9 protein-coding genes and 3 tRNA genes are annotated in these 12,651 nt (G+C 45.8%); 5 read left to right on the top strand and 7 right to left on the bottom strand.

Translation table 11 applies throughout. The features are described from left to right. Nucleotides 1-915: 915 nt before the first annotated feature. Together KI659_RS15410 and KI659_RS15405 are read right to left on the bottom strand one after the other, a co-directional pair. A complete protein-coding gene (locus KI659_RS15410; protein WP_213946265.1) occupies nucleotides 916-2,364 on the bottom strand; it encodes an L-lactate permease in 1,449 nt (482 codons plus the stop codon). 14 nt (nucleotides 2,365-2,378) lie between these two features. After that, nucleotides 2,379-3,368: a 2-hydroxyacid dehydrogenase gene (locus tag KI659_RS15405; RefSeq protein ID WP_213946264.1), complete on the bottom strand. Its 990-nt coding sequence runs from the start codon at nucleotides 3,366-3,368 to the stop codon at nucleotides 2,379-2,381. Nucleotides 3,369-3,847: 479 nt separating this feature from the next. On the opposite strand from KI659_RS15405, the gene KI659_RS15400 reads away from it, so the two are divergent. Further along, on the top strand, nucleotides 3,848-4,207 hold the full coding sequence (locus tag KI659_RS15400; protein WP_213946263.1) for a hypothetical protein: 360 nt from the start codon (nucleotides 3,848-3,850) through the stop codon (nucleotides 4,205-4,207). A 441-nt stretch (nucleotides 4,208-4,648) separates the two neighbouring features. On the opposite strand, the gene KI659_RS15395 is transcribed toward KI659_RS15400, so the two are convergent. Both KI659_RS15395 and KI659_RS15390 read right to left on the bottom strand, forming a co-directional pair. After that, nucleotides 4,649-4,723 (bottom strand) — tRNA-Pro (locus KI659_RS15395). Nucleotides 4,724-4,730: 7 nt separating this feature from the next. Continuing rightward, nucleotides 4,731-4,819 (bottom strand) — tRNA-Ser (locus KI659_RS15390). A 268-nt stretch (nucleotides 4,820-5,087) separates the two neighbouring features. Between KI659_RS15390 and KI659_RS15385 the strand changes: the two genes are divergently transcribed. Next, entirely contained in the window at nucleotides 5,088-5,822 is a 735-nt protein-coding gene (locus KI659_RS15385) for a porin family protein (protein WP_213946262.1), read from the top strand. A gap of 213 nt (nucleotides 5,823-6,035) precedes the next feature. On the opposite strand, the gene KI659_RS15380 is transcribed toward KI659_RS15385, so the two are convergent. Further along, a tRNA-Arg gene (locus KI659_RS15380) sits at nucleotides 6,036-6,109 on the bottom strand. 279 nt (nucleotides 6,110-6,388) lie between these two features. On the opposite strand from KI659_RS15380, the gene gndA reads away from it, so the two are divergent. From gndA to KI659_RS15365, 3 genes are all read left to right on the top strand, one after another. After that, on the top strand, nucleotides 6,389-8,281 hold the full coding sequence (gene gndA, locus KI659_RS15375) for an NADP-dependent phosphogluconate dehydrogenase (RefSeq protein WP_213946261.1): 1,893 nt from the start codon (nucleotides 6,389-6,391) through the stop codon (nucleotides 8,279-8,281). Continuing rightward, nucleotides 8,274-9,620 carry a GntP family permease gene (locus KI659_RS15370; RefSeq protein ID WP_213946260.1) on the top strand — a complete coding sequence of 449 codons (1,347 nt, stop codon included), beginning with the start codon at nucleotides 8,274-8,276 and terminating at the stop codon, nucleotides 9,618-9,620. Before gndA ends, KI659_RS15370 begins: the two co-directional genes overlap by 8 nt. A gap of 73 nt (nucleotides 9,621-9,693) precedes the next feature. Further along, a complete protein-coding gene (locus tag KI659_RS15365; protein WP_213946259.1) occupies nucleotides 9,694-10,131 on the top strand; it encodes a DUF2147 domain-containing protein in 438 nt (145 codons plus the stop codon). 52 nt (nucleotides 10,132-10,183) lie between these two features. On the opposite strand, the gene KI659_RS15360 is transcribed toward KI659_RS15365, so the two are convergent. Both KI659_RS15360 and KI659_RS15355 read right to left on the bottom strand, forming a co-directional pair. After that, nucleotides 10,184-10,792, bottom strand: coding sequence for a hypothetical protein (locus tag KI659_RS15360; protein ID WP_213946258.1), 609 nt, complete (start codon nucleotides 10,790-10,792; stop codon nucleotides 10,184-10,186). 36 nt (nucleotides 10,793-10,828) lie between these two features. After that, nucleotides 10,829-12,382, bottom strand: coding sequence for a GH3 family domain-containing protein (locus KI659_RS15355; RefSeq protein ID WP_213946257.1), 1,554 nt, complete (start codon nucleotides 12,380-12,382; stop codon nucleotides 10,829-10,831). Nucleotides 12,383-12,651: the final 269 nt, after the last annotated feature.

Below are 12,651 nucleotides of genomic sequence, written 5' to 3'. Positions count from 1 at the left end.
CTCGGGGACGCGATGTCCCTGGGGTATTTTTTTTGTACAAAGTACTAGGTACCAAGTACAAAGTACACCGCAAGGCAACAAGCTTGGTGATGAGCCATTTTGTTCTGCTGAGGGGATTTTTATCACAGAGTTCCACTGAGGAGGTTTTCACAGAGGTGCACTGAGGAGAGTGGGATTTTTTTGTTTTTATACACTGTGATCCTCCGTGCCCAAATTATGAGATTCTCTGTGAAAAAAAACACAGATTTCACAGATTACCACAAAGTTTTTAAAGCAGTGAACTTTCTGCGACTTCCATTTTAACTTAGTGCGACTTATTGACCCATTTCTCTCTCCCCTAGGCGCCCAGTCCGGTCTGTGCCTCCTTTTCATTCCGAGAAGGAGTTTCAGTCTTCCGTCTCCAGTCTTTTTCCCTATAGTGACCTTACAGGGAATTTATAGGGACATTATAGGGACCTTATAGGGATATTGAGTTAGGGCTAAGCTAGGTATCCTCGCATGCCCGGTTATCCCAAATGTACTGCTTGTCCATACCTAATCCGTACCTTATCCATACCATGTTTAGGGGTAAGATGGGCAGAGTAGGAATACAGTATTAGTCTCAATTGGTACAGAAGGGCCTTAGAGTGCCGCTCCCCTTAACCTGCCAAGAAGACAAATTGAAGAAGGTAACCGGGCAGGTTTTTTAGAGAACAAATGACTTCAGTATGGTCGAATAAGATCATGAAGTTTTCCCCTTCACTTAGTGTTGTTTTTAATTTGATAAAGGGTTGAACTGCTGTTTTTCCTAATAATAAATTGAGCTGACCTGTCTAAAAAACCTGATAACACCGGGCTGATTTGAGGTGTTTTATGGAAAGAAAATACCCACAAAGTGTAGAGCAAAAGAGCTGGAAAATAAGCGAAGCTGCTAAATTAAACCACTACCAGAAAATACCCCATACTCCCTATTATAATCCCACCAATGACCACCGGGAGTAAGGTTAGTTTCAACACTTCTTTGTAATTGTGCAGACTGGCGATGGCGGATGCGGCGATGATGTTGAAAAGGGACACGGCATTTCCCAGTGCTGCCCCGGCATGCTGCTGGGCAAGGATGATTTCTACTGGTAGACCTAAAGCCCTGGCCGTTTCCAGTTGAGAGGGAGCGAATACTATATTCGAAACCGTGGTGCTGCCGGTAATGAATGTCCCGGTAAGGCCCAGAAAGGGAGAAATCAGGGGATAAAACTGACCCATTTCTGCCAGGGTGCCGGCGATATGGGCCACCATGGATGGGTTTTCCCCACCCGATTGGATCATCAGTTGGGCAATGACGATGGAGGGGAAGAGGATTACCAGAACCCTTCCGGTTTTTTGGAGGGGTACCTTGATCCCAAGGTCCAAATTCCCGTATCTCAAAGCTACCATCATGCCGGTAGCCAAAAATGGCACAAGTGGGGTCTGTAGTGGCCTAAACACTGTTCCGATTTCAGTTTGGAACAGGCTTGGGAAAGCAATCTCCCATCCGATGAAGGTTCTCAGTGGCAGGAACAAGCGGGGAAGCAGTAGCAGGAACGCCAGGAAAAGATAAGGCAGCCAAGGCCTGATGCTTATTTTTGTGTTTTTCTGCTTGAAGAGTAGGACCGCAAGTATCAACATGATCAGGGAGCCCAATACCGTTGCCAGTTCAGGGGCCACCCAGGCAAAAAAACAGAAAGGGGCAGCAAATAACCCATAAAGAAGTATGACCTGTTTTTTGTGCCTCAACTCATAACCTTTCTTCCTAAACACCCTGAAAACGTAAAAAAGCCAAAGGAAAACGGTCAATACGGATACCAGGGCCGAGATTATGCCAATATCGAAAATCAATTCGTCACTGAGCTGTAGGGGCAACTGGATGCCAATGATCAATGGGGTGCATATGGCGCCGAAGATGGCAAAAAGTCCGTTGAACAGGAGTACCACGGCCACTGATAATACCGCGTTGTATCCAAGCGCGATAAGGAGCAGTGGAACGATCGCTCCGGGAGTGCCAAAGCCTGCCACACCTTCAAAAAAACCGGTAAGGCCAAGTGTCAAGAGGAAAAATCGCATTTCGTTAGCCGGGTGCATTTCTGCCACCGAGCTGCTGATTTTGGCTATCAAGCCGTTTTTCTCCATGATGTGAAAAAGAAAGGCTGCCCCAAAAACGATCATGAGAATGTTGAGGGTGGTGAAAGCCGATACGACAAGTGTCCCTGAATATTCGGCAAGTCCCCGGCCCCAGTAAAAGAAAAGCAAAGTAGTGACTGCAAAGACCACAAATACCGCCTCCTTTACATTCCTAGTAAGAGAAAGCACAATGAGCAATGCTATAGGCAAAAAGGAAAGTACAGGCATCATAGGCTTCAGGGAAATCAGTGAACCTCATTTTCCAATTCCCCTCCCTTGATAAAGCTCGAAATGTTGGACAGGGTGACCTTCGATATTTCCAGCATGGCATCTTCTGTGAAAAAGGCCTGGTGTCCTGTGATCAAGACATTGTTAAAGGACAAGAGGCGCATGAACACATCATCCTGGATGACTTTGTCGGAAAGGTCCTCGAAAAACAGGTCTGCTTCTTCCTCGTAAACATCGATGCCCAGATATTTGATTTGTCCGCTTTTGAGGGCCTGGATTACCGCTTGGGTGTCCACCAGTGCCCCACGGCTGGTGTTGATGAGCATTACGCCCTTTTTCATTTTTCCAATCGAATCGGTGTGGATGATGTGATAGGTCTGGGGTGTCAGCGGGCAATGTAGGGACACAATATCGGATTGGGCATATAGCTCGTCCAGGCCGGCATACTCAACGCCGAGTTTTTCCACCTCCTCAGATTTTTCCACATCAAATCCCAGTACCCTGCAGCCAAAGCCGAGCAGGATTTTTGCAGTGGCGATCCCAATTTTACCCAGTCCGATCAGTCCAACGGTTTTCCCCTTCAGGTCAAATCCCATCAGGCCGTTCAGGGCAAAGTTCCCTTCCCGAACCCTATTGTAAGCCCGGTGGGTTTTTCGGTTGATGGTCAGGATCAGCGCGATGGTATGTTCGGCCACAGAGTAGGGGGAATAGGCCGGCACCCGCACCACTTTAATTCCCAGTTCCTTTGCCTTGGAAAGATCCACATGGTTATAACCGGCGCTGCGGAGGGCGATCAGCTTTACGCCCTGTTGTGCGAGTATGTCCAACACCTCAGCATCGGCACTGTCGTTAACAAAGATACAGACAGCATCATAGCCCTGGGCCAGCACTGCGGTGTGGTGGTTGAGGGGCTCGTCAATAAATTCAAGCTGGAAGTTGTGGTTTTGGTTTTGGCGGGTGAAGAAATCCCTGTCATATGGTTTGGCGCTGAAGAAAAGTGTTTTCATTATGCTGTTGTTTTGTAAGGATAACGGGAAAACATCCTTCAGGTTTATTCAAGGGCAATTTTGCCTTGAACAGCATTTAAGGCAAAAGGGCTGGCTTCTTTAAATCCCCTTTTCTCCCCCTTTAACTACCAGCCGATTCTTGGGACATTCGGAGGGATGGGGTAGTCAAACCAGGCCAGGAATCTGTCAGCTCTTACCCAGCTTCCAATCAGCACCCTGTAGGCCCTTACCCCTAGTGGGAGCGGAGAGGGTCCCCAGTGATAGCGGAGAGGGTGCACAGTGGATAAGGCTAACCCATAACTCAGGGATAGCTCCAGGAAGTATAGTGGTGAAGAGAAATTAGACGGATGCTTTGGGGAGGGAGCCAACCTCCCAGGTTTATACCGTCTGGTGAATGTTACCTGGCAGTTTTTTTTGAGAACCCGGGAAATCGCCACCTTCAGGTTGCTACAAAATGTTAATTTAAATTATAAATGATTATGCAAATCGAACCCCTTTTACTTTTTACCTGCCTAGCATTCGTGGCCTGCCAATCAAACCAACAGAATGATATAGTCGGCTCTTGGACTTCAGTTTATGTGCAAGAAAGTACTGGATTTGATGTCACCGACAGGGCTGATTTTAATAGTGACGGGAGTTACATACTTACAATGTATTCCAGTGGAGATTCTGTTATCAGTGAACTGAAAGGGAAATACGAAATTGACAAGAATAGTCAAACTCTTACGGTTACTACGAACGGCAAAAGCTTTAAGCACGAGATAATTGAAGTAGATAAAGACACCTTGAAAATTCAAACATCTCAAGGAATTGAACTTATTATGAAAAGAATAAAATAATTGGAGCTAACAAAGGCAGGCTCTGCGACCTCCTGCTCAGTATTGTTACTAAATTATTTCTTTGCGCCTTCGCGCCTCCGTGGCTAAACTTTTCAAACAAAAAAAGCCCGCTCAAAAGAGCAGGCTTCTATGTCGGGGTGGCAGGATTCGAATGCCGCAGAAAAAGCGGCACAGGCTCTGCGACCTCCTGCTCAGTATTGTTACTAAATTATTTCTTTGCGCCTTCGCGCCTCCGTGGCTAAACTTTTCAAACAAAAAAAGCCCGCTCAAAAGAGCAGGCTTCTATGTCGGGGTGGCAGGATTCGAATGCCGCAGAAAAAGCGGCACAGGCTCTGCGACCTCCTGCTCAGTATTGTTACTAAATTATTTCTTTGCGCCTTCGCGCCTCCGTGGCTAAACTTTACAAACAAAAAAAGCCCGCTCAAAAGAGCAGGCTTAATGTCGGGGTGGCAGGATTCGAACCTGCGACCTCCTCGTCCCAAACGAGGCGCGATGACCGGGCTACGCTACACCCCGAACGGTGCAGAGAGTGGGGGATTCGAACCCCCGGTACGGTTTGACCCGTACGACAGTTTAGCAAACTGCTGGTTTAAGCCACTCACCCAACTCTCTCTGTTTTGGGAAACGTTTTTCCCTTAAAGCGTTGCAAATATAAATCATTATTTCGGTAAGAAACAAACTTCAGAAGCCTTTAAATGGGAAGTTTCTTGCCTTTTTTATCAATTAATTTTTAACCTCCTGAGAGACAAGACGAAAAATTTGGGAGGAGTTTGGAGACCGGAGACGGAAGACGGAAGACGTGACACCGGACAAGGATGGCGGGGGGATTGGTTTTATGAAAACAAAACTAGAAGAGAAGGCCTTTATATAAAAAAGCCATATGAAAAGATTTATTGCAGCACTATTATTTGTTTTCGTTACCTCCCCACTTTTGGCCCAATGGTCACTAGACGTAGAGTCCGGCATTGCCATCCAAGGTTACAATGAGATCAGGATTCCCAATGAAGGGGGAACATTGTTTGATTTCAACCGCGATTTTGATTTACAGGGGCCAGTGATCCCTGTGAGATTACGTCTCGGCTTCACCTTTGCTGAAAGAAACCATATTTTTGCCCTTTACGCACCTTTGGGTTTGAGGTATGAAGGTGCCGCACCCACCACGATTGATTTTGAAAACAGCACCTTCCCCCAAGGAAATAATATTGATGGGTACTATCAGTTCAACAGCTACCGCCTTACCTACAGACGAGATATTGTGCGAAATGACCGCTGGATTGTTGGGGTAGGTTTTACCGGCAAAATCCGGGATGCGGTAGTAAGACTTCAAGACGAAAGTTCTTACGATTTCAACGATGATGTGGGATTTGTGCCTTTGCTTCATCTATATACCGAGTACAAACTCCCAAAATGGAGTCTTTATCTGGAAGGAGATGGACTTGCTGCCCCCCAAGGTCGGGCATTCGATTTTCTGATCGGGGGAAGAGGGCCTATAGCTCCAAATCTAGAATTGAAGGCAGGCTACAGGGTCCTCGAAGGCGGAGCCTCCAACGACACGGTATATAATTTTACCATTGTCAACTTTGGAGTGGTGGGACTTATCTACACTTTAAATTAAGAGCTCAAAGTGATTCACCGCGGCCAACTCGAACCTGAAACCTACTGTTTAGAAAGCAGGTACTTTTAACCCGGTTTGTAAATAAAAAAAGCTCTCCAAAAGGAGAGCTTTCGTGATCCTGTCAGGACTCGAACCTGAAACCTACTGTTTAGAAAGCAGGTACTTTTAACCCGGTTTGTAAATAAAAAAAGCTCTCCAAAAGGAGAGCTTTCGTGATCCTGTCAGGACTCGAACCTGACACCTACTGCTTAGAAGGCAGTTGCTCTATCCAGTTGAGCTACAAGACCATTCACTTTAAATATTTAACTCAACCTGAAACCTTCCCGGCCGCTTGGGCGGTCGGGATGCTCTATCCAGTTGAGCTACAAGACCGTTTTCGAATCAGGTGCAAATATGGTGCAATTTAGGTTTTTTGGCAAGTGCAGGGCGGGGTTTTTGATCAAAATTATTTTAACTGGTTCATTTTGAGTTGATTTATTTGCAATGATACTTGCTTCCAAACTTTTACCTGCTCAGGGGATTACATATAGAATGGGAATGCTTCACAAAAATGCTTAATTTAAATCATGATAATAATAGTTTTTGGGGTTTCGGGTTGTGGAAAGACAACGGTCGGGCAGCTGCTGGCCGAGCAGTTAAACCTGCCCTTTCACGATGCCGACCTTTACCATCCGCCCGTCAATGTGGCCAAAATGTCCAACGGGGAGCCCTTGACAGACCAGGACAGAATCCCTTGGCTCAAAGTACTTGCCTCCAACCTCCGGGAGTGGGACAATAATGGGGGTGCCGTACTGGCCTGCTCAGCACTCAAGGAAGATTACAGGCAAACCCTTGCGGAAGCAACGGAAATCAACTGGGTGTATCTGGCAGGAAGCTATGATACTATCCGGAAGCGCTTGGTCACCCGGATGAAACATTTTATGAACCCCAAATTGCTGGATTCCCAGTTTGAGATTTTAGAAGAGCCTGACTACGGGATCAGGATTGAAATTGATTCTTCACCACACCTAATCGTACAGGAAATTATGGACAAATTACACCAAAATAAAGTGCAGTTTGGAATCATCGGAATGGGCGTGATGGGGCGCAACCTAGCCCTCAATTTAGCCGAAAAGGGAGAAACTGTCTGTGTGTACAACCGGCATGTGGTCGGCTCTGAGGAAGGTATTGCGCAGCGCCTTGCCGATGAAAACCCAGACCTGCCATTCAAAGCCTTTGACGATTTGAAATCCTTTGTCCATACTTTGGAAGCGCCTAGGGTAATTCTATTAATGATTCCTGCCGGAAATGCGGTGGATATGCAAATTGAACAGCTCAAGCCTTTACTCTCCAAAGGCGACGTGATTGTGGATGGGGGGAATTCATTTTTTAAGGATAGTGAAAGAAGAGCATCAGAATTAAAAGCTGACGGTTTTCACTTTCTTCCCATGGGTATTTCCGGAGGGGAAGAAGGTGCGAGAAAGGGGCCTAGTCTGATGCCCGGCGGGACAGCAGAAGGTTATAATCTTCTGAAAACCTACTTGGAGAAAATTGCCGCTGTGGACAAAAAAGGAAAGGCCTGCATCACGCATGTGGGAACTGGGGGAGCCGGGCATTTTGTCAAAATGGTACACAACAGTATAGAATATGCCGAAATGCAATTGCTCGCCGAGATCTACAGCATCATGCGCCATGGATGGGGGCTGGAACCTGAAAAGATTGCGGCCATTCTGGAGGATTGGGCAGGATATGGTTTGAACAGTTACCTGTTGGAAATCACAGTTTCCATTTTGAAGAAAAAGGAAAATGAAGAATTCCTTTTGGATAAGATTTTGGATCAGGCCGAGCAAAAGGGTACAGGTGGTTGGTCAGTGAGTGTGGCCCTGGAAAACGGGGTGCCATACGGGCCTTTGGCTGAGGCCGTAATGGCCAGAAACATCAGTGCCAGGAAAACTTCCCGAGAAGACTTGGCAAAAAAAATAGCCTTCAAACCGGATCCCGCTTTTGTATTTGACGAAAAGCCTGAAATTCTGAGAAATGCCTTTGCCATGGTGAGCTTGATCAACCATGCCGTAGGATTTGACCTCATCAAAACGGTGTCGGATAAGCAGGATTGGGGAATAAATCTTAGTGAGACAGCCAGAATCTGGACCAATGGCTGCATTATCAGGTCTGCCTTGATGGAAGATTTGGTGGATGTTTTTAAAGACCACGACAACTTGCTTGCCGCCAAGCAGTCCTTGGAGCTATTCGGTAAAAGCCAGCGTGATTTAGCCTTTGTGGTCAACCAGGCCATGGAGAGTGGTCATGCCGTTCCTGTGATGTCCTCAGCACTCAATTATTATTTGTCCGCCATCACTTCCGAGTCTGCGGCAAATCTGATCCAAGCCCAGCGGGACTTCTTTGGCGCCCATACTTACCAAAGGAAGGACAAGGAAAGAGGAAATTATTTTCATACTGATTGGCTTTCAAATGATTGATTTTGGACTCTTGACGGCAGTTCTCGTAGGAGTTGCCGTCTTGATTTTTTTGATTCTTTATTTCAAAATCCAACCCTTCCTAGCCCTTTTGATCGCAAGTATCAGCGTGGGACTGATGGCTGGGATGGGGCCTTTGGATGTTCTGGCAAGCGTGCAGGATGGTATGGCCGGCACCCTGGGTTTTATTGCCATTGTAGTCGGTTTGGGGGCCATGCTTGGAGCTATTTTGGAGAACTCCGGGGGGATACAGACTTTGGCGGCCTCCATTTTGAAGGGCGGGGGAGAAAACAAGGTTTCTTTCAAACTCATGTTTACAGGTTTTTTGGTAAGCATTCCCGTGTTTTTTGATGTGGGTGTGGTACTGCTTATGCCGGTGGTATATGCCTTGCAGCGGAAAACGGGGAAATCACTGTTGAAATACGGGATACCCTTGGTGGCTGGGCTGGCCATTACCCATGCCTTTGTGCCCCCTACTCCGGGTCCGGTGGCTGTGGCTAACATACTTGGTGCGGATATGGGCTGGGTGATTGTCATAGGGATTGTGGCCGGAATTCCTGCCGCATTCATGGCCGGACCATTTTTTGGGAATTTTATTGCCAGGCGCATCAACATTACAGCTCCCGATGAGATTACCCATGCAGAAGGGCAATCTAAGCTGCCTTCGGTAGCCTTGATTGTGTTACTTCTGGCTGTGCCGCTGATCTTAATCTTCATGAGCACCTTGGCCCAAATGGCACCTATGGATTTTCAGGCAGCCAATCCCAACCTTATCACTTCCTTACGTTTTATAGGGCATCCCTTTTCAGCCCTAATAATTGCCAATTTACTGGTCTGGTACATACTCGGTTTGAAAAAAGGCAGTACAAAGAAAGAACTGTTAGCCATAAGCAACCGTTCTTTAGAGCCTGCAGGCCTAATTATCCTTGTGACTGGCGCAGGAGGAGTGTTTAAGGAAATACTTACCCAAACCGAGGCAGGCCTGATGATCGCCGACTTTCTGATGGCCAAAGGGATGAACGCCATCTTTTTTGGGTACCTGGCCGCCGCTGCCATTCGTCTGCTTCAGGGTTCCAGTACGGTGGCTATGATCACAAGTGCTGGAATGACAGCAGCAGTTTTGGCAGGATCAGAAATCAACTCTGTTCAATTGGCGGCATCCGTTATTGCCATTGCCGCCGGAGCCTCGATATATTCTCACGTGAATGACAGCGGGTTCTGGTTGGTGAGCAAATATTTCGGCATGACGGAAAAACAAACCTTGAAATCTTGGAGTATAATGACAACCATCGTTTCACTGGTGGGTTTTGCGGTTAGCCTTTTGGCTTGGAGTTTTGCTTAACAAAATTTCACCCGCAAAATTTTGCATATACTATCAAATAAGTTTATTTTGAAAATCAATTAAACCTAAAATTATGAAAACTGTATTAACAAAGATTGCTTTCGTATTTGTTTTTCTAATTTCTCACAATGCTTTTTCCCAGTCTGCCGATGACATCAAGGGCACTTGGTACAACACAGAGAAAGACGCCAAAGTGGAGATTTTCCAGGAGGGTGACAAGTACTATGGCAAGATTGTTTGGCTTAAAGAGCCTGAGGAAAACGGAAAACCAAAGGTGGATAAAAACAACTCCGACAAATCAAAAAGAGATAGGCCCATTATGGGGATGAGGTTGCTTCGTGATTTTGAATTTGATGGAAATGCCTGGGAAGAGGGGACTATCTATGATCCAAAAAATGGCAAGACCTATTCCAGTATCATCAAAATGAAAAACCCCAATACGCTTGAAGTAAGGGGGTATGTTGGAATTTCTCTTATCGGTAGAACGGTGGAATGGACAAGAGCTGATTAGAAATTAATAGTTATAAATAAAAAAGGCATCCAGTTTTGGATGCCTTTCTTATTTATCGGGTTGTTACATTGTTTCCGTATTGCCTGGCCAAGCTCATCATGTGGTTCCAAGCGGGCATTAGATTTTGTTCCTGTGCCCGGTTTTGGCTGATCACACGGCCTGATTTGGGAAATTCGCTGTCTTTATGGTTGATATAAAAAGCTTTCAAGTGCAATTCATTGTCATGATACAAATGGGTGATCCTATATGAAATGCTATCATTCAACGAAATCCAGGGATTGTTAGCCGTCCGATTTTGGGAAGCCCCAATGAGTTTGGCGTCCATTTTATCACTTTTTCTATCCATAGATGCTGCTTGAACATCATTTTCATCATCATCATCGTTCTCATTCTGCTCCACGGCTACTTGGCGACTTTCCTGTCCGGTTTCATTTAGGCTTTCCTGGAATTTTGCAGCGTCAAAGATTCTGTCTTCCTGCAACCTTACAGTGATGATGCTGTTTTCGTCCACTTCTTTGAAAAACGTCCCCTCATACTGATTTACTACAACTTCCTCTTTCCCGGAGATAGAAGTTTTGTAAGCATGATCAGCAGTACAGGAAACACCTGCTATTAGCAGTGAACTTGTCAGTATACTCAGCGTTTTAGTGTTCAGTTTCATGGTCATTAATGGTTAGTTTATGATTAAAAAACAGGGCTATACCTCATTTGTTGGGCTCAAAGGTGGATTTTTCTCCTTTACGAAACTTTCCCACTCTTCGAAGGCCTCTTCTTTCATGACTTTGGCAAATTTCACCTGACCTCCCTTTTTCTTCTTTACTTCATTGAAGTCGTTGAAAAGATCAACAGGAATAATGCGGGTTTCAACTCCCTTCAGGGATTTGCTTCTCGCCACTTTGTAGTTCTTGTTATTTTCCTGGAGGATCTTGTCCAGTTCCTCAGCGACAACATTTTCATCACTACTATCACCATCCACACCCAGATACCAGCGGTGAATGTATTCCCCATCCTTTTTGACGGCCGCTACGGTGAATTCAGGGATGGCAATGGAAAATTGTTCCTGAATCTGCTCAATTGCCTGATCCATTTGGTGCACACTTAGTTGCGAACCAACTACATTCAGGAAGAACTTGGTTCGTCCCGTAATGATGATTTCACATTTCTCCTTGTCGGTAAACTGAATGGTGTCTCCAATCATATACCTCCAGGCTCCCGAAACAGTAGAAATGACAAGGATATAATCAACCCCTTCTTCCACCTGGTCAATGGCCAATGAGGGGGCATCCGGATGAACGGCCCCTGACTCGGTCATGTTTTCAGGCTTGAAGGGGACAAACTCAAAGTAAATCCCGTTGTCGAGTACCAAAGTCATGGAGCTGGAATCCGGCCTGCTTTGGAAAGCCAAAAATCCTTCCGATGCCAAATAAGTATCTATGTAGATTAGGGGATGCGCGAGCAGTTTTTCAAAGCTCTTTCGGTGGGGTTCGAATGCAACCCCACCAGGGGTGTAAACAGCCAAGTTTGGCCAAATGTCGTGAATATTATCCACCTTGTGGTATTCGATGACCTTTTTCATCATCAGTTCTATCCAAGAAGGAATGCCACTGATGCTGCCAATATCCCATTCTTTGGCTTTTTTGGCTATGGCTTCCACGCGCTTGTCCCAGTCCTCAATTGAGGCTATTTCCTCTCCAGGTTTGTAAAAGTTTTTAAACCAAAAAGGGATTCTGCTGGCGCTAATACCGCTGATTTCCCCTTCAAGAAAACCGTTGTTTTCCTTCAAATCGGTAGAGCTTCCCAACATCATAATCTGTTTTTCGAAAAAATCACCGGGAAGGTCATATTTGGAAAGGGTCATAATCTGCTTTACACCAGTTTTCCGGATGGAATCAAGCATGTCGTCTGTGACGGGGATATGTTTGCTGGCACTCGTGGTGCCGCTGCTCACGGCAAAATACTCATTGAGTCCCGGCCATGTGATGTTTTCATGCCGGTCCATAAGCTTGCACCACCATTTGTTGTACATGGCGTCGTAATCGTGGTAGGGGACCTTTTTGGCAAATGCCTTGTCTATATCCTCATCCTCATCCAAAATCTGCTGAAAACCATAGTAAAGACCAAAAGAGGTGTCTTTTGCTTTATCCAACAGGCTTTCCAATACTTCCAATTGAGCGTCTTTCGGGCTCTGATCCGAGTTCAGTTTATCTCCAAACTCGATTGCCCTTTTGATAATTTCTCCAATGACTGTCATTTATAATAATTGTGGTAAGTGGTCAAAATAAAAAATGTAACTACTTTATATGCAACTATTGGACCATTCAAAGGTTTTGGGAGAGGAGCGGGGTATTAGTTGAACGTGGCTGCACTGTCAACCACCTCGTACTTCGTACTTCAGAATGGGTACAAAGTACTAGGTACCAAGTACCAAGTACACCGCAGGGCAGGGCGCTTCTTGGGGTGATTTGGAGGCTTTTTTGAAATTAACCGTTTTTTACTCTCGTGGCCCTCCCTTCGAGCTTC

This window comes from Litoribacter ruber, from assembly GCF_018449405.1.
In the GTDB taxonomy this organism is placed as follows: domain Bacteria; phylum Bacteroidota; class Bacteroidia; order Cytophagales; family Cyclobacteriaceae; genus Litoribacter; species Litoribacter ruber.
Note: the sequence above shows the minus strand (reverse complement) of the source record. Positions and strands in the feature narration are given on the sequence as shown.